The sequence below is a fragment of the Streptomyces sp. HUAS 31 genome (assembly GCF_028198125.1).
In the GTDB taxonomy this organism is placed as follows: domain Bacteria; phylum Actinomycetota; class Actinomycetes; order Streptomycetales; family Streptomycetaceae; genus Streptomyces; species Streptomyces chartreusis.
The window spans coordinates 3,410,800-3,434,416 of the sequence record NZ_CP116353.1; the positions used below are offsets into that span (position 1 = coordinate 3,410,800).

At 71.4% G+C, this 23,617-nt stretch carries 19 protein-coding genes; 16 read left to right on the forward strand and 3 right to left on the reverse strand.

The window, feature by feature from the left end:
* Positions 1-166 precede the first annotated feature (166 nt).
* The gene (locus tag PGH47_RS14990; protein ID WP_016435120.1) at positions 167-703 is read right to left on the reverse strand and encodes an HNH endonuclease; all 537 of its coding nucleotides are present in this window, start codon (positions 701-703) and stop codon (positions 167-169) included.
* Positions 704-1,026: 323 nt separating this feature from the next.
* Here PGH47_RS14990 and PGH47_RS14995 point away from each other — a divergent pair, with 323 nt between their 5' ends.
* From PGH47_RS14995 to PGH47_RS15045, 11 genes are all read left to right on the forward strand, one after another.
* Complete coding sequence (locus PGH47_RS14995) at positions 1,027-2,115, forward strand: mechanosensitive ion channel family protein (protein ID WP_271663852.1); 1,089 nt, start codon at positions 1,027-1,029, stop codon at positions 2,113-2,115.
* Between the two features lie 199 nt (positions 2,116-2,314).
* Entirely contained in the window at positions 2,315-3,592 is a 1,278-nt protein-coding gene (locus tag PGH47_RS15000) for an MFS transporter (RefSeq protein WP_271663853.1), read from the forward strand.
* A gap of 159 nt (positions 3,593-3,751) precedes the next feature.
* Positions 3,752-4,963: an ROK family transcriptional regulator gene (locus PGH47_RS15005; protein ID WP_271663854.1), complete on the forward strand. Its 1,212-nt coding sequence runs from the start codon at positions 3,752-3,754 to the stop codon at positions 4,961-4,963.
* Positions 4,964-5,046: 83 nt separating this feature from the next.
* Positions 5,047-6,408, forward strand: coding sequence for an ABC transporter substrate-binding protein (locus PGH47_RS15010; RefSeq protein WP_271663855.1), 1,362 nt, complete (start codon positions 5,047-5,049; stop codon positions 6,406-6,408).
* A gap of 6 nt (positions 6,409-6,414) precedes the next feature.
* Positions 6,415-7,356, forward strand: a complete 942-nt coding sequence (locus PGH47_RS15015) for a carbohydrate ABC transporter permease (protein WP_107905442.1) — start codon at positions 6,415-6,417, stop codon at positions 7,354-7,356.
* Between the two features lie 2 nt (positions 7,357-7,358).
* A complete protein-coding gene (locus PGH47_RS15020; RefSeq protein WP_271663856.1) occupies positions 7,359-8,249 on the forward strand; it encodes a carbohydrate ABC transporter permease in 891 nt (296 codons plus the stop codon).
* Between the two features lie 7 nt (positions 8,250-8,256).
* Complete coding sequence (locus PGH47_RS15025; protein WP_271663857.1) at positions 8,257-9,522, forward strand: 6-phospho-beta-glucosidase; 1,266 nt, start codon at positions 8,257-8,259, stop codon at positions 9,520-9,522.
* On the forward strand, positions 9,513-10,484 hold the full coding sequence (locus PGH47_RS15030; protein ID WP_271663858.1) for an N-acetylglucosamine kinase: 972 nt from the start codon (positions 9,513-9,515) through the stop codon (positions 10,482-10,484). Before PGH47_RS15025 ends, PGH47_RS15030 begins: the two co-directional genes overlap by 10 nt.
* A gap of 344 nt (positions 10,485-10,828) precedes the next feature.
* On the forward strand, positions 10,829-12,310 hold the full coding sequence (locus PGH47_RS15035) for a hypothetical protein (RefSeq protein WP_443048493.1): 1,482 nt from the start codon (positions 10,829-10,831) through the stop codon (positions 12,308-12,310).
* Positions 12,311-12,324: 14 nt separating this feature from the next.
* Positions 12,325-13,416, forward strand: coding sequence for a glutamate ABC transporter substrate-binding protein (locus PGH47_RS15040; protein WP_443048494.1), 1,092 nt, complete (start codon positions 12,325-12,327; stop codon positions 13,414-13,416).
* A gap of 54 nt (positions 13,417-13,470) precedes the next feature.
* Entirely contained in the window at positions 13,471-14,796 is a 1,326-nt protein-coding gene (locus PGH47_RS15045) for a hypothetical protein (protein ID WP_271663860.1), read from the forward strand.
* A 39-nt stretch (positions 14,797-14,835) separates the two neighbouring features.
* Here PGH47_RS15045 and PGH47_RS43245 read toward each other — a convergent pair whose 3' ends face one another.
* Positions 14,836-15,144 (reverse strand): hypothetical protein, encoded by a 309-nt coding sequence (locus PGH47_RS43245; protein WP_443048495.1) that lies wholly within the window; start codon positions 15,142-15,144, stop codon positions 14,836-14,838.
* Here PGH47_RS43245 and PGH47_RS15050 point away from each other — a divergent pair.
* The 4 genes from PGH47_RS15050 (at position 15,116) to PGH47_RS15065 (ending at position 21,843) form a co-directional block, all read left to right on the forward strand.
* Positions 15,116-17,341, forward strand: a complete 2,226-nt coding sequence (locus PGH47_RS15050; RefSeq protein ID WP_443048496.1) for a tetratricopeptide repeat protein — start codon at positions 15,116-15,118, stop codon at positions 17,339-17,341. The genes PGH47_RS43245 and PGH47_RS15050 overlap by 29 nt on opposite strands.
* Before the next feature lie 3 nt (positions 17,342-17,344).
* Positions 17,345-18,823, forward strand: a complete 1,479-nt coding sequence (locus PGH47_RS15055) for a PP2C family serine/threonine-protein phosphatase (protein WP_271663862.1) — start codon at positions 17,345-17,347, stop codon at positions 18,821-18,823.
* 96 nt (positions 18,824-18,919) lie between these two features.
* Entirely contained in the window at positions 18,920-20,266 is a 1,347-nt protein-coding gene (locus PGH47_RS15060) for a vWA domain-containing protein (protein WP_271663863.1), read from the forward strand.
* Between the two features lie 92 nt (positions 20,267-20,358).
* Positions 20,359-21,843 (forward strand): FHA domain-containing protein, encoded by a 1,485-nt coding sequence (locus tag PGH47_RS15065; RefSeq protein WP_271663864.1) that lies wholly within the window; start codon positions 20,359-20,361, stop codon positions 21,841-21,843.
* Between the two features lie 68 nt (positions 21,844-21,911).
* On the opposite strand, the gene PGH47_RS15070 is transcribed toward PGH47_RS15065, so the two are convergent.
* Positions 21,912-22,898: a methyltransferase domain-containing protein gene (locus tag PGH47_RS15070; protein WP_271663865.1), complete on the reverse strand. Its 987-nt coding sequence runs from the start codon at positions 22,896-22,898 to the stop codon at positions 21,912-21,914.
* A gap of 180 nt (positions 22,899-23,078) precedes the next feature.
* Here PGH47_RS15070 and PGH47_RS15075 point away from each other — a divergent pair, with 180 nt between their 5' ends.
* Entirely contained in the window at positions 23,079-23,492 is a 414-nt protein-coding gene (locus tag PGH47_RS15075; RefSeq protein WP_030959324.1) for a globin, read from the forward strand.
* Positions 23,493-23,617: the final 125 nt, after the last annotated feature.

Genomic DNA, 23,617 nt, shown 5'->3' on the forward strand with positions numbered 1-23,617 from the left:
GAGTCGCGGTGCGCATGATCCGACGTACGGCGGAGTCGCGGCACTTATGAGCCGGCGTACGTGCTGCCGCCGCGCACCCGGGCAGCCGTCCGGCCCCGAGGGCACGGGGGACCCTCGGGGCCGGTGGCACGCGCGCCGTCCTCCAGGTGTGCGAAAGCCCGGATCGTCAGGCGGAAATGCCGTCGATCCGGGCCATGGCGTCGTCCGCGCCGAATGGTTGCAAGTACGGCAACCAGCGCGGGTCCCTATGCCCGGTGCCGATGATGCGCCAGGCGAGTCCGGTGGGTGGAGCGGGTTTGTGGCGCAGCCGCCAGCCGATCTCGAAGAGGTGTCGGTCGGCCTTCACGTGGTTGCAGCGGCGGCAGGACGCCACCACGTTGTCCCAGACGTGCTTGCCCCCGCGGCTGCGCGGAATGACATGGTCGACGCTGGTTGCGACGCCACCGCAGTACATGCACCGGCCCCCGTCGCGGGCGAAGAGCGCCCTGCGGGTAAGAGGAACGGGCCCCCGATAGGGAACCCGGACGAATCGCTTGAGCCGGACCACGCTGGGTGCGGGGACTGTGACGGTTGCGCTGTGCATGAAGGCGCCGGACTCCTCGAGGCATACGGCCTTGTTCTCGAGGACGAGGACGAGCGCGCGGCGGAGCGGTACGACGCCGAGTGGCTCGTACGACGCGTTGAGGACCAGGACATGCGGCACGGATGCCTCCTTGGGCGTCGGCGGCGCGTGGCTCGCGCCGGGACGATCTGTAGTCAGTCTCCCCTCATGCCTGGTGAAAGCGCCACCATGTGCCGGTAACGGGCTGGGAGTGTTTTCGACCACATCTCATTCATCCCCAGGACGATGAACGGTTCATCCCACCAGTTCATCCCCAGGTAGGCACGTTTCCTCCCTCGAACATGGCGACGATCCACACACGATGCCCCGATAGTGTGGTGGGCCTGCCCCGCCGGTGACCTTTTCGTGACCTTGACCGACCTTGACCGCCGACCGGTGGAGCGGGCCGCTTGGAGGTACCTGCCGTGTCCCTGTCCGCCGTCCTACTGGCCGCCGACCCGTCCCCGACGCCCTCGGAGACGACGACCCCGGCGGTCCCCTCGATCCGGGACGCCCACGAGAGCGCGGCCGAGGCCGCGAGCTGGGTCGAGCAGAACTGGAGCACCTGGCTCGCGATCAGCCTCCGGGTCCTGCTGATCCTGGTGATCGCGGGAGTGCTGAGAGTCTTCGTGCGGCGGGCGATCACCAAGCTCATAGACCGGATGAACCGCACGGCCCAGGCGGTGGACGGCACGGCCCTGGGCGGTCTGCTGGTCAACGTCGAGCGCCGCCGTCAGCGCTCACAGGCCATCGGCTCGGTGCTGCGCTCGGTGGCCAGCTTCCTGATCATGGGCACGGCCGCCCTGATGATCCTGTCCACCTTCGAGATCAACCTGGCCCCGCTCCTGGCGTCCGCCGGTGTCGCGGGGGTGGCGATCGGTTTCGGCGCCCGGAACCTGGTCACCGACTTCCTCTCCGGCGTCTTCATGATCCTCGAGGACCAGTACGGCGTCGGCGACTCGATCGACGCGGGCGTGGCCTCCGGCGAGGTCATCGAGGTCGGCCTGCGCGTGACCAAGCTGCGCGGCGACAACGGCGAGATCTGGTACGTCCGCAACGGCGAGGTCAAGCGCATCGGCAACCTCTCGCAGGGCTGGTCGACGGCCGGCGTGGACGTCACCGTCCGCTCCTCGGAGGACCTGGACAGGGTCCGGGAGGTCGTCGGCGAGGTCGCCGAGCGGATGAGCAAGGAAGAGCCCTGGAACGAGCTGCTGTGGGGCCCGATCGAGGTACTCGGCCTGGACAGCGTGCTGCTGGACTCGATGGTGGTCCGCGTCTCGGCCAAGACCATGCCGGGCAAGGCACTGACGGTGGAGCGCGAACTGCGCTGGCGCATCAAGCGGGCCTTCGACGCCGCCGACATCCCGATCGTCGGCCGGGTTCCCGTCATGGTCGAGGAGGAGACCTCGGCCGACCCGACGGCGGGCATGGCCGCGCCCTCGGCCTACTCCAACACCACCTCGCCCCAGTCCCAGGCGGCCACACCGCTGACGCCGCCGAGCGTGACGAAGTAGGCGGGACACGACAGAGGGGCTCCGGGCATCGCCGGGAGCCCCTCTTCTCTGCGCGCGGCGAGCTCCGGCCCCGCCTGCGCGGCGGCGTACATCCGCCGGTTGTACGGCCCGGCCCCTCGGTTGTTTGATCCGCACGCGTCCACCTGGCTTGGATGGCCCGGTCCGGCAGGGCGGTCGCGGGTGAGCGGGGTGGTGGGCGGTGACGGGCGGGCGGTCGTTGGGGCGGCGGTTCGGGTGGCTGTGGGCGGCCTACGCGGTCAGTTCGCTCGGGACGTGGCTCGCCTTCGACGCGTTCTCGCTGATCGCGGTCGTCGTGCTGCACGCCGGGTCGACCGAGGTGTCGCTGCTGGCGGCCTCGGGGCTCGCGGTGGGGGCGGCGCTGGCGGTGCCGCTCGGCGCGTGGGTGGAGTTCCGGCCGAAGCGGCCGGTGATGGTCGCGGCGGATCTGATCCGGTGCGCGGCGCTGCTGAGCCTGCCCGTCGCGTTCGCGCTGGACGCGCTCGATCTCGGGCAGTTGCTGCTGGTGTCGGTGGCGGTGGCCGCCGCGGACATCACCTTCAACGCGGCGAGCGGGGCGTATCTGAAGTCCCTCGTGCCGCCGCAGGACCTGCTCGTGGCGAACGGCCGCTTCGAGGCCACGATGTGGACGGCCACGGCACTCGGCCCACCGCTGGGCGGCGCGGCGTTCGGGATGCTCGGCCCGATGGCGACGGTGCTGGCGAACGCGGCCAGCTTCCTTCTCTCGGCGCTCGGCATCAGGGCGATCGGCGGTGAGGAAGGGCAACAATCCCGCGGGCGGGGCTTCGTGGCCCGTAAGGAAAGGCAACAACCCCATCCTGACGCCCCCTCAGGGCGCCCCCGGGCGCGCGACCTGCGGGCCGGCTGGCGGCACCTGCTCGCCGAGCCCACCCTGCGCCCGCTGTTCCTCAACACCGTCCTGGTGAACTCCCTGATCATGGCGTCGGCTCCGCTGCTCGCCGTCCTCATGCTCGGCCGGCTCGGCTTCGCCCCCTGGCAGTACGGCCTCGCCTTCGCCGTGCCCTGTCTGGGCGGGCTGCTGGGCTCGCGGCTTTCCCGGCGTCTGACCGCCCGGCACGGCAGCCACCGGGTCCTGCTCGCCGCCGGCAGCCTGCGCGCCTGCTGGCCCGTCGGCCTGGCCTTCGTCGGCCCGGGCACCCCCGGCCTCCTCCTGGTCATGGCCGTGGAGTTCGGCCTGATCACCTGCGCCGGCGTCTTCAACCCGGTGCTCGCCACGTCCCGCCTGGAGCTGACCCCGCCGGACCGCGTCACCCGCACCCTCGCCGCGTGGTCGATCAGCACCAGGACCGCGACCGCCGCGACGACCGCGCTGTGGGGATGGCTGGCGGCCCTGACCGGCCCGCGCACGGCGATCGCCCTCGCCGGCGCCCTGTTGCTGGCGACCCCCCTTCTGCTCCCATGGCATGAGCACGCTCGGCGGGTCGGCGCCCTCAAGTAACGACTCGGTTGCCTGCCGGACCACCTCTCTTGACGCCGACTTCCCGCCGGGCTTACGTTCCTCCGCAGCGAATAGGAAACTTTCCTAACAGTGACCTTGGATGGACTTCCGTCGTAGATCACTGAGAAGCTGGTCAGCCGAGAGGCAGGTGTCGACACCATGGCAGGAACCGCCGGTACGCCGGGCACCCCGCGCGTCCTGCGCGCCATGAACGACCGCGCCGCCCTGGACCTCCTCCTGGAGCACGGACAGCTGTCCCGCACGCGGATCGGCAAGCTCACCGGCCTGTCCAAGCCGACCGCCTCCCAGCTGCTGGCCCGCCTGGAGGCCGCCGGCCTCGTCCTGGCGACCGGCACGACGGAGGGCCGCCCCGGCCCCAACGCCCAGCTGTACGAGGTCAACCCGAACGCCGCGTACGCCGCCGGGCTCGACGTCACCCCCGAACGCATCCTCGCCGCCGTCTCCGACATCACGGGCCGCACGGTCGGGTCGTACGAACTGCCCACCCCCGGCAGACGTCCTGCGCAACCCGTGGTCCGGCAGGTCACCGACGCGCTCGACGGCGCGGTGAAGGCGGCGGGACTGGCCCGCGACGACGTCCACCGGCTCGTCATCGGCACCCCCGGCGCCTTCGACCCCAACACGGGCCGGCTGCGCTACGCCTCCCACCTCCCCGGCTGGCACACCCCCGCACTCCTGGACGAACTGGCGGCGGCCCTGCCGATGCCGGTGGAGTACGAGAACGACGTCAACCTCGTGGCGGTGGCCGAGCAGCGGCTCGGCGCGGCCCGCGGTCACGAGGACTTCGTGCTGCTGTGGAACGAGGGCGGTCTCGGTGCCGCCCTGGTCCTCGGCGGCCGACTGCACCGCGGCTGGACCGGCGGTGCGGGCGAGGTGGGTTTCCTGCCGGTTCCCGGCACGCCCCTGGTCCGCCAGGTGACCAAGGCCAACAGTGGTGGCTACCAGGAACTGGCCGGTTCCCAGGCCATCCCGCGCCTCGCACGCGAGATCGGCATGTCGTCGGTCCCGTCGACGCCGTACGCCGAGGCCGCCGCCACCCTCGTCGAGCGGGCCGCCGGCGAGGACACCGTCCTCAACCGGCTGCTCCTCCAGACCTACGCGACCCGGCTGGCCACCGGTCTCGCCTCCCTGGTCTCCGTCCTCGACCCCGAACTGGTCGTCCTCAGCGGCGCCTCCCTGACCGCCGGCGGCGAGGTCCTGCGTGCCCTCGTCCAGTCCGAGCTGGAGGAACTGGCCGCGTCCAGGCCCCGGCTCGTCGTCGGCGACGTACATGAACACCCAGTGCTGCGGGGCGCGTTGGAGAGCGCGCTGGCGACCACGCGCGACGAGGTCTTCAACACCTCACGCTGACCACCCGCCCCGTTCGACCCACCTCTCGCCTCACCCCCCGCCTTCCCTTCACCCACCCCGTCCCGCCCCTGGGAGACCTCGCCATGCCCGGAAAGTCCTGGAAAGTCATACCTTCAGCGTCCCGGAAGACCGCCGCGGCGCTCGCCGCCTCCGCCTCTCTGGCCCTGCTCGCCACGGCCTGTACGGGCCAGTCGGAGTCCGCTGCGAACGACGACCCCAACGCCAAGACGACGATCACCTTCTGGCACGGCTGGAGCGCGCCCGCCGAGGTCAAGGCGATCCAGGCGAACGTCGACGCGTTCGAAAAGGCGCACCCGAACATCACGGTGAAGGTCGTCGGCAACATCAACGACGACAAGCTCAACCAGGCGCTGCGCGCGGGCGGTTCGAACGGGCCGGACGTGGTGTCGTCGTTCACGACCTCCAACGTCGGCAAGTTCTGCTCCTCCGGCGCCTTCCTCGACCTGAAGCCCTTCATCGAGAAGTCCAAGCTGGACCTCGACAAGCTCATCCCGAAGCCGATGCTGGACTACACCCAGTTCGAGGGCACCCGCTGCGCCCTGCCGCTGCTGGGCGACGCCTACGGCCTCTACTACAACAAGGACGCCTTCGAGAAGGCCGGCATCAAGTCGCCGCCGAAGACCTGGTCGGAGTTCGCGCAGGTCGCGAAGAAGCTGACCGTCGACAAGGGCGACAGTTACCAGCAGCTCGGGTTCATGCCGACGTACCACGGCTACGAGACGGTCGTGGACCACTACATGTCCCAGTGGGACCACGCCTACTTCGACAAGGACGGCAAGTCCAACATCGCCGAGGACCCGGCGTTCGCGGAGATGTTCACGTACCAGAAGAAGCTCATCGACGACCTCGGCGGCTTCGCGAAGCTGGAGAAGTACCGCAACACCTTCGGTGACGAGTGGGGCGCCAAGCACCCGTTCCAGACCGGTCAGGTGGCCATGCAGCTCGACGGCGAGTGGCGCCTCGGGATGGCGAAGGACGCCGGCGTCGACTTCGAGATCGGCACCGCCCCGATGCCCGTCGCCGACGACGAGGCCGACGAGTACGGCAAGGGCTTCCTCTCCGGCACGATCATCGGCATCGCCCCGCAGAGCGAGAAGCAGAACGCGGCGTGGGAACTGGTGAAGTACCTGACCACCGACACGCAGGCCGTCGTCTCCTTCGCCAACGCCATCCACAACGTGCCCTCCACGTTCGAGGCGCTGAAGTCGCCCGACCTGAAGGTCGACCCCGGCTTCAAGACGTTCCTGGACATCGCCCAGAACCCGCACTCGAACACGCCGCCGGCGTCCGTCAACGGCTCCACGTACCAGACGACGCTCCAGGACTTCGGCTACCAGTACGAGTCGGGCAAGGTGAAGGACCTCAAGGCCGGTCTGGAGAAGACCGCGAAGCAGATCGACACCGACATCGAGCAGGCGAAGTAGCCCCCGATGTCCACGCACACTCTCCGCGCGAAGCGCCGCAGGTCGGCGCTTCGGACGGTGGCCTTCCTGTCACCGTGGCTCATCGGGTTCGGCGTCTTCTTCGCCTATCCGCTGGTGTCCACCGTGTACTTCTCCTTCATGAAGTACGACGGCTTCGGCACACCGGTGTTCCGCGGCCTGGGCAACTGGGCCTACGTCTTCAACGACTACCCGCTGTTCTGGCCCGCCCTGCGCAACACGCTCTGGCTAGTCCTGGTGATGGTGACCTGCCGGGTGGTCTTCGGCCTCGGCGTGGGCCTGCTGATCACCAAGATCAAGACCGGCACGGGCGTCTTCCGGACCCTCTTCTACCTGCCCTACCTCGCCCCGCCGGTCGCGGCGACCCTCGCCTTCGTCTTCCTCCTCAACCCCGGTACCGGGCCGGTGAACTCGGTCCTCGACAGCCTGGGCCTGCCGACCCCCGGCTGGTTCACGGACCCCGCCTGGTCCAAGCCGGCCCTCACCTCGCTCGCGCTGTGGGGCGTCGGCGACCTCATGGTCATCTTCATGGCCGCGCTGCTCGACGTACCGAAGGAGCAGTACGAGGCCGCCGAGCTGGACGGCACCTCCGCCTGGCAGCGGTTCCGCTACGTCACCCTGCCGAACATCTCGCCGATCGTGATGTTCGCCGTGGTCACGGGCGTGATCCAGACCATGCAGTACTACACCCAGCCATTGGTGGCCGGGAAGGTCGCCTCCGGCATCATCGGCGGCTCCGGCCAGCAGTTCGAGCCGGGCTACCCCGACAAGTCGACCCTCACCCTCCCCCAGCTCGTCTACAACCTCGGCTTCCAGCGCTTCGACTACGGCTCGGCCTGTGTGGTCGCACTCGTACTGTTCGCCCTCGCCATGGCGTTCACCGCGCTGCTGATGCGGCGCCGGGGCGGACTGATCCAGGCAGGTGACTGACCATGACCCAAGTGCTGGACAAGCCGACGCAGTTGGACACCCCGACCACCGCCGAGCGCACGGCCCGCCGCAGGGCGCTTCTGGAATGGATAGCGGTCCACTCCCTCGGCGTCGCGGCGGCGCTGTTCTTCACGCTGCCCTTCGTCTTCGTCGTCCTGACCTCGCTGATGAGCGACCAGCAGGCACTCACCCGCGATCTGGTCCCGGACACCTGGGAATGGGGCAACTACACCAAGGTCTTCGACACCCCCGGCTTCCTGACCTGGTGGAAGAACACGCTGATCTACGCGGGCCTGGGCACCGTCCTCACGGTCGTGTCGTCGATCCCGGTGGCCTACGCGCTCGCCAAGTTCCGCTTCCGCGGCCGCAACACAGCCCTCATGCTGGTCATCTCGATGATGATGCTGCCGCCCCAGGTGGTCATCATCCCGATGTACCTGTTCTGGGCGAAGCAGCTGGACCTGTCGGGAACCCTGTGGCCCCTGATCATCCCGATGGCGTTCGGGGACGCGTTCTCGATCTTCCTCCTGCGCCAGTTCCTGATGACGATCCCGAACGAGTACCTGGACGCGGCGAAGGTGGACGGCTGCGGCGAACTGCGCACGCTCCTTCGGGTGGTCCTCCCCATGGCGAAGCCGGGCATAGCCGCGGTGGCCCTCTTCCAGTTCTTCTACGCGTGGAACGACTACTTCGGGCCCCAGATCTACGCCTCCGAGAACCCCGGCGCCTGGACGCTCTCCTACGGCCTGGAGTCGTTCAAGGGCGCCCACCACACCGACTGGAACCTGACCATGGCCGCGACCGTGCTGGTCATGGCCCCCGTGATCCTCGTGTTCTTCTTCGCCCAGAAGGCGTTCGTAGAGGGCGTCACGCTCACCGGAGTAAAGGGTTGATGCACGCATGAAACTCACCGTGGTCGGCGGAGGTTCGACCTACACCCCCGAACTCATCGACGGCTTCGCCCGCCTCCGGGACACCCTCCCCATAGAGGAACTGGTCCTGATGGACCCGGCGCAGGACCGCCTGGAACTGGTCGGCGGCCTGGCCCGCCGCATCTTCACCCGCCAGGCCCACAACGGCACGATCACCACCACCACGGACCTGGACAAGGCGGTGGACGGCGCCGACGCGGTCCTCCTCCAGCTCCGTGTGGGCGGCCAGGCGGCCCGCGAGCAGGACGAGACCTGGCCGCTGGAATGCGGCTGCGTGGGCCAGGAGACAACCGGAGCCGGCGGCCTGGCGAAGGCCCTGCGCACGGTCCCGATCGTCCTCGACATCGCGGAGCGCGTCCGCCGCGCCAACCCCACCGCCTGGATCATCGACTTCACCAACCCGGTCGGCATCGTGACCCGGGCCCTGCTCCAGGAGGGCCACAAGGCGGTCGGCCTGTGCAACGTGGCGATCGGCTTCCAGCGCAAGTTCGCGGCGATGCTGGGCGTGTCCGCCTCCGACGTCCACCTCGACCACGTGGGCCTCAACCACCTCACCTGGGAGACCGGGGTGCGCCTGGGCGGCCCCGAGGGCGAGAACGTCCTGCCGAAGCTGCTCACCGACCACACCGAGGCGATCGCCGCGGACCTGCGCCTCCCCCGGGCCGTACTGGACCGCCTGGGCGTAGTCCCCTCCTACTACCTGCGTTACTACTACGCGCACGACGAGGTGGTCCGCGAGCTGCGCACCAAACCGTCCCGTGCCGCCGAAGTGGCCGAAATGGAAAGAAAGTTGCTGGCTCTCTACGCCGACCCGGCTCTCGACGAGAAGCCGGAGCTGCTCGCCAAGCGGGGCGGGGCGTACTACTCCGAGGCGGCGGTCGACCTGGCGGCGGCGCTGCTGAACGGTGCGGGCAGCCCGTACCAGGTGGTGAACGCCCACAACAACGGGACGCTGCCGTTCCTCCCCGACGACGCGGTGATCGAGGTGCAGGCGGCGGTCGGCAGACAGGGCGCGACCCCGCTCCCCGTCTCCCACGTCGACCCCCTGTACGCGGGTCTGATGGCCCAGGTGACGGCGTACGAGGACCTGGCCCTCGACGCGGCCCTGCACGGCGGCCGCACCCGCGTCTTCAAGGCGCTGCTGTCGCACCCCCTCGTCGGCCAGTACGAGTACGCGGAACGACTCACCGACGAACTCATCGCACACAACCGGGAGCACCTCGCGTGGGCATGACCGCACGTGTCCTCGCCGTCGACGCGGGCAACAGCAAGACCGACGTGGCGGTGGTGGCGGCCGACGGAAGCGTCCTCGCCACCGCCCGCTCGGGCGGCTTCCGGCCACCGGCCGTGGGCGTGGAGCAGGCGATGGACACACTCGCCGAGGCGGTGGACGAGGCATTCACCGCCGCGGGCGTGACCGCCGTCGACCACGTCTCGGCCTGCCTGGCGAACGCCGACTTCCCGGTGGAGGAAGAAACCCTGGCGACGGCGCTGCACGCACGCGGGTGGGGCACAACAGTGGAGGTACGCAACGACACCTTCGCGATCCTCCGCGCCGGGGTGACCGAACCCCGTGGCGTGGCCGTCGTGTGCGGCGCCGGCATCAACTGCGTGGGCATGCGCCCCGACGGCCGCACGGCCCGCTTCCCCGCACTGGGCCGTATCTCCGGTGACTGGGGCGGCGGCTGGGGCCTGGCGGAGGAGGCCATGTGGCACGCGGCCAGGGCGGAGGACGGCCGAGGCGCCCCCACGGACCTGGCACACACCCTCCCCTCCCACTTCGGCCTGCCCACCATGTACGCCCTGATCGAGTCCCTGCACCTGGAACGCATCGAGGACATCCGCCGCCACGAGCTGACACCGGTCCTCTTCGCGACGGCGGCATCCGGCGACCCGATCGCCCGCTCTGTGGTCGACCGCCTGGCCGACGAGGTGGTCGCGATGGCCACGGTCGCCCTGACCCGCCTGGACCTGCTGGAGGAGGAGACCCCGGTCCTGCTGGGCGGCGGAGTCCTGGCCGCCCGCCACCCCCAACTGATCGACACCATCCGAGACTTGCTGGCATCCCGGGCCCCCAAGGCAGTCCCGAACGTGGTCACGGCAAGCCCGGTACTGGGAGCGGCCCTGCTGGGCCTGGACGCCGTAGAAGCACCGCCGGAGGTACACACCCGCCTGCGCAGCCACTTCGAGCGGTAGCGACGGCGACTGCGGGTCCGTCGTGGCTGGTCGCGCAGTTCCCCGCGCCCCTGAAAGAGGGGCGTTGCAGCCCAGCCGCGTACGGCCCCGACCCACCCCCACCCGCAGGCGCTACCCACACCCCCACCCGCCGCAGGCAAAAGACGCACACCCCCCGAACCCGGATCCTGGAACCGAACAGATTCCCACGGCGTTTTCATGGGCAGGGGGTGGTGCGGGGCGTGTGTCGAGGTGCCGACGCGGCACCCACGCTGCGATCCGATCAAGATCCAGCGAAGGCCGGTGCGGATGTCAGTCCCGGCAGCGATACTTGCCGCGACGGATGACCACGGGGGAGGTCAGCAGTGACACAGACGCCGAACAGCAGCGCACCACCGGAAAACACCCCGGCACAGGGCGCACCCACCATGCCGTCCGTCCCCCCACAGTCACCCGACAACACCTCACACGCCCCCACATCCACAACACCCACAACACCCACAACACCCGCAGCACCCGCAGAACCCCGCCGCACAGCCTTCGCCGAGGGCTTCGACCAACTCCGCACCGCCGCCACCACCGAACCCGGCCGCCTCCGCATCATCGGCGCCTTCCTCGCCCTCCTCGTGGTCGCCTTCGGCTCCATCGCCGCCTGGCAGATGACAGAACGCGCGGCCGCAGCCGACGACGTCCTCAACCGCAGCCAGCCCCTCACCTCCGACGCGGCCGACATCTACCGCTCCCTGGCGGACGCCAACACCGCCGCGGCCAGCGGCTACCTCGCCGGCCTCCAGGAGAAGCCGGCCATGCGCGAGGGCTACGAGCGGGACATCCGCACGGCCGCCGCCAAGCTCGTCACCGCCGCCGCCAACTCCGAGTCGGGCTCCACCTCGGCGAACACGATCGCCGAACTCAGCAGACTCCTCCCGGAGTACAAGGGTCTCGTCGAGACGGCACGGGCCAACAACCGCCAGGGCTACCCCGTCGGCGGCGCCTACCTGCGCGCCGCGAACGAGATGATGCAGCAGCGGATGCTCCCGGCGGCCCAGAAGCTCCACGAGACGGAGAACGAACGCCTGCGCGCCGACTACGCGGACGCGAAGTCGTTCCCGTGGGCGGCCGCCGGACTCGGCGTCCTCGTCCTGGCCGCCCTCGTCTGGGCCCAGCGCCGCAACTACCGGCGCACCAACAGGGTCCTGAACCACGGCCTGGTCACCGCCACGGCCGCCGCCACGGTCGTCCTGCTGTGGCTCGCCGTGGGACAGGTCGTCGCGCGCGCCGGCCTCAACGACTCCTACGACCACGGCGTGCGCTCCCTGAACGTGCTGCACGAGGCCCGCATCGCCTCCCTCACCGCCCGCAGCGACGAGAACCTCACTCTCGTCCGCCGCGGCGCGGACACCAGGACGCTGGCAGACGACACGGTCGTCGACGCGTACGAGTGGGGCTACGACAAGGAGATCGACGACCTCGCCAAGGCGCTCACCCGGGCCGCGGACCTCGCCGACGACACGGCGGGCAAGAAGCCCGTGCAGGACGCGAACGGCTTCATGAAGATCTGGAAGGACCGCCACGACCTGGCCCGCGACGACAACGACTCGGGCAACTACCAGGCCGCCCGCGACCGTGTCATCGGCGCCGCGAAGGAGCCCACGAGCGTGTGCTTCGACAACGTCGACAAGGCCCTGGCGACGGCGCTCACCCACGAGCAGAACGAGTTCAGGCAGGCGGCGGGCGACGGCCGTGACTCGCTGACCGGCCTGCCGACCGGCGCCGCGGTCCTCGCGGTCCTGGGCGCGGCCGGCGCGGTCCTCGGCATCGGCCGCAGGCTGTCGGAGTACCGGTGAGAGGGGGCACGACGATGAACGCACGCGGCACGAGCAACGAGGGCGACACCCCGGTCCGCCTCCGGGGCGCGGCCCGCGCATGGCGCCGGCTGCGGGCCGGCGTGCGCGGCTGGGGCGGGGTGGGCGCGATGGCCGTCGTCTGCGCCCTGGCGCTGGCCTTCGCGCTGCTGCTGCCGCTGTCCCAGGAGGGCGACCCCGGGGACGCCTCCGGCGCGGGCCGGGGTCTCGCCCACGGCAGCCAGGTGCGGGCCGAGGAGTGCGAGAACCCCGAGGACCAGTCCCTGTCGCCGTCCGGCGGCGACGGCGGGACGCCGACGCTGGACGCGATCAAGGGCCGCAAGGACCGGCGTCTGATCGTCGGCGTCGACACCAACAGCTACCGCTGGGGCTACCTCGACCCGAACAACCCCTCCGGCGAGCTGGAGGGGTTCGACATCGACCTGGTCCACCGGATCGCCGAGGACATCCTCGGTGACCGTGACGACGTGCAGTTCAAGGCGATCCCGACCAGCCGCCGGATCGAGGCGATCCAGAAGGGCGAGGTCGACATGGTGGTGCGCACCATGACGATCAACTGCGACCGCATCGGACAAGTCGCCTTCTCCGCGCCGTACTTCGTCACCGGCCAGCAGGTCCTGGCTCCCAAGACCTCGACGATCACCGGGTTCGACAAGACCCTGGCCGGCCGCAAGGTGTGCTCGGCGGAGGGCTCCACCGCGTACGACAACCTCGAGGCGGGCAGGAAGAACGGCGACCTTCCGGCCTCCACCGACATCAGCACCACCGTCCCCAACCAGCTCGACTGCCTGGTGAAGTTGCAGCTCGGAGACGTCGACGCGGTCGTCACGGACGGCGCGCTCGCGGCGAGTCAGGCGGCGCAGGATCCGACCGTGGAACTCAAGGGCAGCCTGTTCACGGACGAGTACTACGGCGTGGCGATGAAACTGGGCTCCGACGATCTGGTACGCCAGGTCAACCGCACCCTGGAGAACTACGTCAAGGACGGTGGCTGGGAGGCGTCGTACGAGAAGTGGCTCCACCCGACCATGGATCAGGGCGACAAGAAGTCGGCGTCGGCGACCCCTCCCGAGGCCGACTACAAGTAGCCGGCCGTCAACTGACGGACGACTGACGGAACTCAACGCAGCGAGAGGTGATCGATGGGCGTCACGGACCCCGCCGGGCCGGTGATGGACCGGGACGAGGTGGACCGTGCGCTGGCGCGGCTCGGCGCGGAGCAAGAGGCGATCGAGACCTCGCTGCTCGCCCTTCAGGACCACGCGGGCCGCAGACTTCTCGAAGGCGCCGAACTGACGGGCGTCACCAGGGAACGCTGGACGGCCGCGGATGCGTCGATCACGCTGCTGTGGGCGTACTTCGACGCGTACACCGACGCGTTGCGCTCCGCCCGCGAGATCCGGTCACGTCGCCGCTGGTCCAGCCGGGACGACCTGGTGGAGCTGACGGAGCTGCTGCGGGGCGAGTCGGTGACCGTCGCGGGTTCGGCGACGGCGACCGCGGCCGCCCCGACGCTCCAGGGGTCCGCGAGCAAGCTCAGCGAGCAGTTCTCGCTGGTCACGCTGGTGGACCGGATGAACGAGCTGTACGCGACCTCGCTGGACATGGTGGTCGCGGCGGACGCGGTGTGGTCGGCGCTGCCGGCCCGTATCGATTTACTCGCCGCGGAGCTCCAGCGCACCCGTCGGCTCGCCCACTCCGTGGGGGTGCGCCCGGGCGAGCACCCGGCGGGGGACGACCTGGAGCGCATCACGCGCACACTGACCAATCTGCGCGCGCAGGTGGTGTCCGACCCGCTCGCGTACTGGATCCGGAAGCAGGGCAGTTCGGCGCCGGGCGGCGGCAGGCCGGACACCACGGTGTACGACCGCGAGGCGCGCGCGCTGGAGGACGTACGGCGTGAGATCGACGCTGTCCTGACGGTCCGTCAGGATGCCGAGCAGCGGCTGGTCAAGCTGCGGGACCTGCTCTCCCGCGCGGACCGTACGCTCGCCGAGGCCCGCACCGCGCGCGGCGAGGTGCTGGCGAAGATCGCCGCCACGGAGGTGCCGGTGGTCAGCGGCCCGCCGACCGTGCTCCAGGAGCAGCTGGCGACGGCCGCCGAGTACCGCAGATCGGCCCAGTGGCACCGCCTGTCCCCGCTCCTGGAGTCCCTGGAGCAGAAGGCGGAGGACGAACTGCTGCGCGCCCGCGAGTCGTTGACCGCGGTCACCGCGCCCCTGGCGGTCCGCGCCGAGCTGCGCGGCCGCCTCGACGCGTACAAGGCGAAGGTCGCCCGGCACGGCCTCGCGGAGGACCCGTTCCTCATCGAGCGATACGACGCGGCCCGCCGCATGCTGTGGAGCGCACCCTGCGACCTGCGGGTCGCCGAGCAGGCGGTGCTGCGCTACCAGCACGCGGCGGCCGACCTGCTCGGCGGCGGCCGGGTGCCGGGGCCGCGCGGGCCCGAGGATCGCGGGGGATCATGAGGGTGAGGGGGGAGTCGTGAGTCAGGCACAGCGCACCTGTCAGCGGCCGGACTGCGACGGGACGTACGAGGACGTGGGCGGCGGCGAGCTGTACTGCGACACCTGCGGTCTGGCCCCGGTCGTGTCGGCGTCCGGCATGGTCGGCTCGCCGCCCACCGGGATGACGGGCGGCAAGGGAGCACGCGGCTCGACGGGCAGCGCCAGCTCCCGCTCCACCGGCCGCGGGAGTTCCCGTACGTCGTCGCAGTCGTCGAAGTCCCGGCGCTCGGTGTCGGGACGGCTGTCGCGCTCGCTGTCGGGCCGTTCCACGGGCCGCTCGGTGTCGGTGCGCAGCTCGGGTTCGTCCACCGGCTCCAGCGGGCGCGGCCGGCTCGGCGTCGGTCTGGTCCAGGTCCCGGACGTGCCGCGGCCCGATCCGCGCGCGATGGTCCTTGAGAACCCGGAGGTGCCCGAGCGCAAGCGGTTCTGCTCGCGTTCGGACTGCGGCGCGCCGGTCGGCCGGGCCCGCGGTGAGCGGCCGGGCCGCACCGAGGGCTTCTGCACGAAGTGCGGGCACCCGTACTCCTTCGTCCCGAAGCTGAAGTCCGCCGACATCGTGCACGGCCAGTACGAGGTCGTGGGCTGCCTGGCGCACGGCGGCCTCGGCTGGGTGTATCTCGCCGTGGACCGCGCGGTCTCCGACCGCTGGGTGGTGCTCAAGGGACTGCTGGACACCGGCGACCAGGACGCGATGGCGGCGGCGATCTCCGAGCGGCGCTTCCTCGCGGAGATCGAGCACGCCAACATCGTGCGGATCTACAACTTCGTCGAGCACCTCGACCAGCGCACCGGCTCCCTCGACGGCTACATCGTCATGGAGTACGTCGGCGGCAAGTCCCTGAAGGAGATCGCGAACGCCCGTCGCACGGAGACGGGCCGGCGCGATCCGCTGCCCGTCGAGCAGGCGTGCGCGTACGGCATCGAGGCCCTGGAGGCGCTCGGCCATCTGCACAACCGCAACCTGCTGTACTGCGACTTCAAGGTCGACAACGCCATCCAGACCGAGGATCAGCTCAAGCTGATCGACATGGGCGCGGTGCGCAGGATGGACGACGACGAGTCGGCCATCTACGGCACGGTGGGCTACCAGGCGCCCGAGGTCGCGGACGTCGGCCCGTCGGTCGCCTCCGACCTGTACACGGTCGCGCGCACCCTGGCCGTGCTGTCCTTCGACTTCCAGGGCTACACGAACGTCTACGTCGACTCGCTGCCCGACCCCGACCACATCGAGGTCTTCCGCCAGTACGAGTCCTTCTACCGCCTCCTGGTCCGCGCGACCGACCCCGACCCGGCCCGCCGCTTCGCCTCCGCGCAGGAGATGACGGAGCAGCTGACGGGCGTGCTGCGCGAGGTCGTGTCCTTGCAGACCGGGCGGGCACGACCATCCCTTTCGACGCTGTTCGGTCCCGAAGTGCGGGTGACGGACACGGAGTTGTTCCCGAAGCTGGACGGCGAGGTCTCACGGCTCGGGGCACGCGTGGCGCCCGCCGCCAAGCAGCTCACGGCGGGCAACGGAGGGCCGGGCGGTGCGGCCGCCCAGGGCGCCGCCGGTGCCCCCGGCATCGTCAAGCCCGTCAGCGCCTCCGTCGCTGCGCTCGCCCTGCCGGTCCCGCGGGTCGACCCGTCCGATCCCAACGCCGGTTTCCTCGCGGGTCTGATGACGACCGCGGCGGCCGAGCTGCTGGGCGCCCTCGCCGCCGCGCCCGCGCCGTCGACCGAGACCCGGCTGCGGCAGGTGCGGGCCTGGCTGGAGAACGGCGACACCGGCACCGCGCACGAGACGCTGCTGAAGCTGGAGGACGAACGGCCCGACGACTGGCGGGTGGTCTGGTACCGCGGGGTGGCCGCGCTCGTCACCGGCGACCACGAGGGCGCCGCGCTCGCCTTCGACGCGATCTACGACGCCTTCCCCGGCGAGCCCGCCCCGAAGCTGGCCCTGGGCCTCTGTGCCGAGGTGCTGGGTCAGCTGGACAACGCCGCCGAGTACTACCGCCTGGTGTGGTCCACCGATCCCAGCTATGTCAGCGCCGCCTTCGGTCTGGCGCGCGTCCAGTTGGCGACCGGCGACCGCCGCAGCGCCGTGGCGACCCTGGAGTCGGTGCCGGAGAGCTCCATCCACTACACGGCCGCACGCGTGGCGGCCGTCCGCGCCCGGCTGCGTCAACGCACGGCGGTCGCCTCCGACGTACCGTTCCTGGACGACCTGACCGCCGCCGCGGGGCAGGTCGAGGCGCTCGACGCGTACGGCCTGGACCCGGCGCGCCGGGAGCAGTTGTCGACGGAAGTCCTCGGCTGCGCGCTGGACTGGATACTCTCCGGGGGCCAGGGTTCCGCCCCTGGCACCGCCGGAGGACGGACGCTGCTCGGCAGCGGCCTGGACGAGCGGGGACTGCGTTTCGGTCTGGAGCGTTCGTACCGCATGCTGGCCCGTCTCGCACGGGGCGGCGAGGAGAGGATCGACCTGGTGGAACGTGCCAACCGTTACCGCCCCCGGACGTGGGTGTAGTTGATGTCGCAGATGCCCCAGTTGTCCGCCTGCCCGAGCTGCGAATGGCCGCTTGAGTCGGGTGACCGTTTCTGCGGTGCGTGTGGATACGACCTGTCCGCCGTGCCCGTACGGCCGGACGACCACCCCACCATCGCCCTGAACGGCTCGGCGCCGCCCCCCGCCCCGGGTGCGCCCGGCGCGGAGTGGCCCGCGGCCGCCGCACCGGGAGGCCCCGCCGTCCCGGCGCCCGCGCATCTGCCGGACCCGACCGGCACGGAGCCCGGCGGCGCCGCACTGCCCCCGGGCACTCCCCCGCCCCCGCAGGCACCACCGCCGCCCGGACCTCCGCCACCGCTGGCGGGCGCTCCCGAGGTACCGCAGGGCCACCCCGGCATCCCGGCCCCTGGCGGCCCGGCCGGACCGCTGCCGCCTCAGGTGCCGGCCGGCGCTCCCGCCGCCCCGCCCGGCTCCCCCATGTCCCCGGCGTCCGGTGTGCGGTTCGACCGGCCGCCGGAGCCCGACGACTACCCCTTGCAGGCGCCCGACCCGCGGATCGCGGCCGACCTGCCGACCCCGCCGGAGGGCACCAAGGTGTGCGTGGCGTGCCGTGCCGGCCGTGTCGATCACGACGGCTACTGCGAGAACTGCGGGCACGCGCAGCCGCGCGAGCGCGACCACATGGAGCAGGACGCGGGCCCCGTGGCCGCCGTCAGCGACCGGGGGCTCCGCCACCACCGCAACGAGGACGCGTTCGCCGTCTGCTGCACCGCGCTGCCCGACGGCCGGCCCGCGGTCGTGGCGATCGTCTGCGACGGCGTGTCCTCGGCGACCCGCCCGGACGACGCCTCGATGGCCGCGTCCCGGGCGGCGAGCGAGTCACTCCTGGGCGCCCTGCCGCGCGGCACCCACCCGCAGCAGGCCATGCACGACGCGATCGTCGCCGCCTCGAACGCGGTCAACGCCCTGGCCGCCGAGCCCGCCACGGCCCGCGAGCAGGCCCCCCACCAGAACGCGCCCGCCTGCACGTTCGTCGGCTCCGTGGTCACGCCGGAGCTGCTGATCGTCGGCTGGGTCGGCGACAGCCGCGCCTACTGGGTCCCGGTGGACCGCAGCACTCCCCCGGCCCGGCTCACCGAAGACGACTCCTGGGCGGCGCAGATGGTCGCCGCGGGCCTGATGAACGAGGCCGAGGCGTACGCCGACGAGCGCGCCCACGCGATCACCGGCTGGCTCGGCGCGGACGCCTACGAACTGGAGCCGCACACCGCTTCCTTCAAGCCGGACCGGCCGGGTGTGGTGTTGGTGTGCACGGACGGTCTGTGGAACTACGCGGAGGCGGCCGAGGACATGGCCGAAGTCGTACCCCTCGACGCCGCCGCGCGCCCCCTGCACAGCGCCCAGGTGCTCGTCGGTCACGCGCTCGACGGTGGGGGCCACGACAACGTAACAGTGGCCGTCCTGCCGTTCCCGGCACCCCCGATGGGGGCAGGATCGGCCTGAGGCCCTGCTGCGGGGACGGCCTCATCGGACCGGAGGGGACCGGTCCGTCGACAGCCAGGGCCCCATCGCGGGGTTTTTAGGGGGATTTGAGAACGTATGGCCAATTTCTCGAAATCAAACGTGCCGCAGTTCTCGGTGGACGTGTACCAGAACGAGTACCTGCCGGAGGGCGGCCGGGACGTCAGCGCGATCGTCACGGTGACCGCGACCGGCGGCGGCACGGTCGGCAGCGCGGTCGCCGCGCCCCACCTCTACTCTCCGGGGCAGGGACCGTCCGCGGCCGTGGCGATCATGGTGGACTGCTCCGGCTCGATGGACTACCCGCCGACCAAGATGCGCAACGCCCGCGACGCCACGGCCGCCGCGATCGACACCCTGCGCGACGGCGTGCACTTCGCCGTGATCGGCGGCACGCACGTGGCCAAGGAGGTGTATCCGGGCGGCGGACGCCTCGCCGTGGCCGACGCCACCACCCGCGACCAGGCCAAGCAGGCGCTGCGCCGGCTCAGCGCGGGCGGCGGCACTGCGATCGGCACCTGGCTGCGGCTCGCCGACCGGCTGCTGTCCTCCGACGACGTCGCCATCCGGCACGGCATCCTGCTCACCGACGGCCGCAACGAACACGAGTCGCCCGAGGACCTCAAAGCGGCGCTCGACTCCTGCGCCGGACGCTTCACATGTGACGCCCGCGGCGTGGGTACGGACTGGGAAGTGAAAGAAGTCACAGGGATCGCCTCGGCGCTGCTCGGCAGCGCCGACATCGTCGCCGATCCGGCCGGCCTCGCCGCCGACTTCACACAGATGATGGAGACGGCGATGGGCAAGGAGGTCTCGGACGTCGCCCTGCGCCTGTGGACGCCGGTCGGCACGACCATCAAGTTCGTCAAGCAGGTCGCGCCCACGGTCGAGGAGTTGACCGACCGCCGCACCGAGGCCGGTCCGCGCGCCGGGGACTACCCCACCGGTTCCTGGGGCGACGAGTCCCGTGACTACCACGTCTGCGTCGAGGTCCCGGCCGCGGACCTCGGCCAGGAGATGCTCGCCGCCCGGGTCTCGCTCGTCGTGCCGCAAGCCGACGGGGGCGCGCACAACTTGGGCGCGCAGGGGCTGGTACGGGCCGTGTGGACCGACGACATGGTCGCCTCGACGTCGATCAACCCTCAGGTCGCCCACTACACCGGCCAGGCAGAACTGGCACAAGCCATTCAACAAGGTCTCGATCTTCGCAAAGCGGGCGATATGGATGGAGCAACGGCCAAACTGGGCCGCGCCGTTCAGCTCGCCAGCGCCTCCGGAAATGCGGATACGGCGAAACTCCTTGCGAAGGTGGTGGACGTGGTCGACGCCGCGGCGGGTACTGTGCGACTGAAGGCGAAGGTCGCGGAGGCCGACGAGATGACTCTCGAGACACGGTCCACAAAGACTGTTCGTGTAAAGAAGTGACCTAGCAGGACCCGGAAAAGATCGAGCCTGGCCCCTCGGGGTTGGAGAAATCCGGTCGAGAGCGACCGGAAAAGAGAGGGGGAAGCGCCGACATGCCGACCTGCCCGAACGGACACCAGTCGGGTTCCGACGACTGGTGCGAGGTCTGCGGTCACCGCATGGCCGGTGCCGTACCTCCGCCCCCTCCTCCCCCGCCCCCGCCCGGCGGCGGCTACGGCTTCCCGCCTCCCGGCGGCCCCGGTCCCAACCCCGGCGGCCCTGGACCCGGTGGCCCGAACATGGGTCAGCAGGGCGGCCCGCCGCCCATGCCCGGTGCCCGGGAGCCGGAGCTCTGCCCGCAGTGCCGTACGCCCCGTGAGGGCGGTGCGCCGTTCTGCGAGGAGTGCCGGTGGAACTTCCTGACGAACACGGCGACGTCGTACACGCCCGCGGCCCCGCGCCCGCCGGCGCCCGGCGGCCCCGGCCTGCCGTCCCACTTCCAGCAGCAGTCGGGTCCCCCGCCGTCGTTCGGCGGCGGTGACTCGTACGAGTACCAGGGCTCGCGCCCGTCGCAGGTGAACCGGCCGGCGGAACCGATCCCGCCGTTCGGCGCGGACCCGCACGCTCCGGGTGGCCCCGGCGGCCCGGGTCAGGGTCCCGGTGGACCGGGCGGTCCCGGTGGGCCCGGCGGCTTCGGCCCCGGCCCCGGTGCCCCCGGCGGTCCTGGCGCCACGAACCCCGGCCCACCGGGTGGCCCCGGTTTCCCCGGTCAGGGCCCTGGCGGTCCCGGAGCTCCGGGCGGCCCAGGTTTCGGCGGCCCCGGTGCACCGGGTGGTCCCGGCGGCCACGGCATGAACGCGCCCTCCGCCTTCGGCGGCGACCCCTCACGGCAGGGACCGCCTCCGCCTCCGCCCGGCCCCGGTGGTCCCGGTGGCGCTCCGCAGGCGTTCCAGCCGGCCGGCCCCGGCCCCTCCGCGCCGCCGGCCCAGCCGGGCTTCGGGCAGGACCCGAACCGTCCGCCGCAGGGCGGCCCGTCCTTCGGCGGCGGTGACGACGACTGGGTGATCTCCCCGCCGTCGTCCGGCCCCGGCGGCCCGGGTGCCCCCGGCGCTCCCCCGCAGGGCGGCTACGGCTATCCGCAGCCCGGCGCGAACCAGGCCCCTCCGCCCGGGCCCGGCTACCAGCAGCAGCCGGCGACCTGGCTGGCGACCATCGGTCCGGACCGTGAGTACTTCATGGCGATGATGCACCGCTCCGGCCCCGAGGCCGCCGGCCTGAACCTGCCCGCGTACTCGCCCGAGCAGCAGCGCACGCTCACCGGCAACCAGGTCACCATCGGCCGCCGCCGCCACTCCACCGGCGACACCCCCGACATCGACCTGTCGGTGCCGCCGGAGGACCCGGGTGTCTCGCACCAGCACGCCGTCCTGGTCCAGCAGCCGGACGGCACCTGGGCTGTCGTCGACCAGAACTCGACGAACGGCACGACGGTGAACGGCTCCGAGGAGCCCATCCAGCCCTTCGTACCGGTACCGCTCCAGGACGGCGACCGGGTGCACGTGGGTGCCTGGACGACGATCACGATCCGGCGCGGCTAGCAGTCGGCACCCGGGAGGGGTCGGCCGTACGGCGGTGAAAGCCCGTACGGCCGGCCCCTCCCGGCGTCTCAGCCGGGCAGGGGCCAGGCGTACGGGCCCTCGGGGTCGTCCAGCCACGCCCACTCGTGTTCGCCGCGCACGGTGATGCCGTACCGCTCCCGCTGGGGTTGTCCCTCGTGCTCCCACAGCCTGTACGCCTCCTGCGGGTCGAGGCTGCCGCGGGTGAGGGCGAGCAGGAAGCGGAACAGTTCGTGCTCCCTGGCCCGGCGCGGCAGCCCCGCCACCGGCGGGAGCTCGGGTTCGCTCCGGCTGCCGCCGCGCAGCGGTACGAAGTAGGCGGGGGTGTGCAGAAAGCGTCCCTCGGCGTGCTCCGGGTCCTGGACGGCGAGGGTGACCAGGCCGGTGGCAAGCGGGGTGAGAATCCGTGCGTCGGGACGGCACTGGGCGAGCCAGGCGCGCGGGATCGAGGGCAGGGCGCAGGTCGCGACGATGCGGTCGAAGGGGGCGCGCGCCGGGACGCCACGTGCGCCGTCGCCGGTGACGACGGCGGGGCGGTACCCGGCGGCGGCCAGATGCCGTCGCGCCGACTCGGTGATCTCCGGTTCCAGGTCGACGGTGGTGACGAGGTCGTCGTCGCCGAGCCGGCGGGTGAGCAGGGCTGCGTTGTAGCCGGTGCCCGCGCCGATCTCCAGGACCCGGTGGCCGTCCGCCACCTCCAGCGCGACCAGCATCATCGCCATCAGGGACGGCTGGCTGCTGGAGGAGAGCAGCTCGCCGTCGCGCAGTCTGGTGGCCAGCGGGGTGTCGGCGTAGGCACCGCGCACCCAGCGCTCGCGGGCGGCGGGATCGGGGCTCTGGCCCCAGCGCCGCTCGTAGCCGCCGGCGACGCCGACGTAGTAGTACGGCACGAACAGATGCCGTGGCACGGCGCCGAAGACCTCCCGCCACCCGGGGTCGCCGACCCATGCCCCGCTCGCGTCGATCTCACGCACCAGTGCGGCCCGCGCCGAGGTGGCGAGGTCGTCGAGGTCCCTGTCGAGGGCGTGCGCGCTCATACGTCCACTGTCCTGCGGGAGACGGTGCGGGGCGAGCGGCTGACCGGACGATCCGGAACGAGCCGTTCGGCCGGGCATGGCGGCCGTGAGCAGCCAGTGAGTGGCCGCGAGCAGTCACGACCGCTGCTTCCCGGTCGGCTGGTCCTAAGCCTTGAGTCCTCGGTCGCCGCGTCTGAGACCATGGACGACGTGAAAGAGATTCGGCGCGGCACGCTTCAGGAGCAGACCTTCTACGAGCAGGTCGGCGGGGAGGAGACCTTCCGTCGCCTCGTCCACCGCTTCTACGAGGGTGTGGCCGAGGACCCACTGCTGCGGCCCATGTACCCCGAGGAGGACCTGGGTCCGGCCGAGGAGCGCCTGACCTTCTTCCTCATCCAGTACTGGGGCGGCCCGACGACGTACAGCGAGAACCGCGGCCACCCCCGTCTGCGGATGCGCCACGCCCCCTTCACCGTCGACCGTGCGGCGCACGACGCCTGGCTGAAGCACATGCGGGTCGCCGTCGACGAGCTCGGCCTCTCCGAGGAGCACGAGCGGACACTGTGGAACTACCTGACGTACGCGGCGGCGTCCATGGTGAACACGGCGGGCTGAGCCTGCCGCGATTTCCGATCCCGACCAGGACCAGGACCAGGACCAGGACTCGGACTCGGACCCGGACTGGGACCCGGACCCGGCCCCGGACTCGGACCCGGCGCCAAAATCGGGCATTGATCACT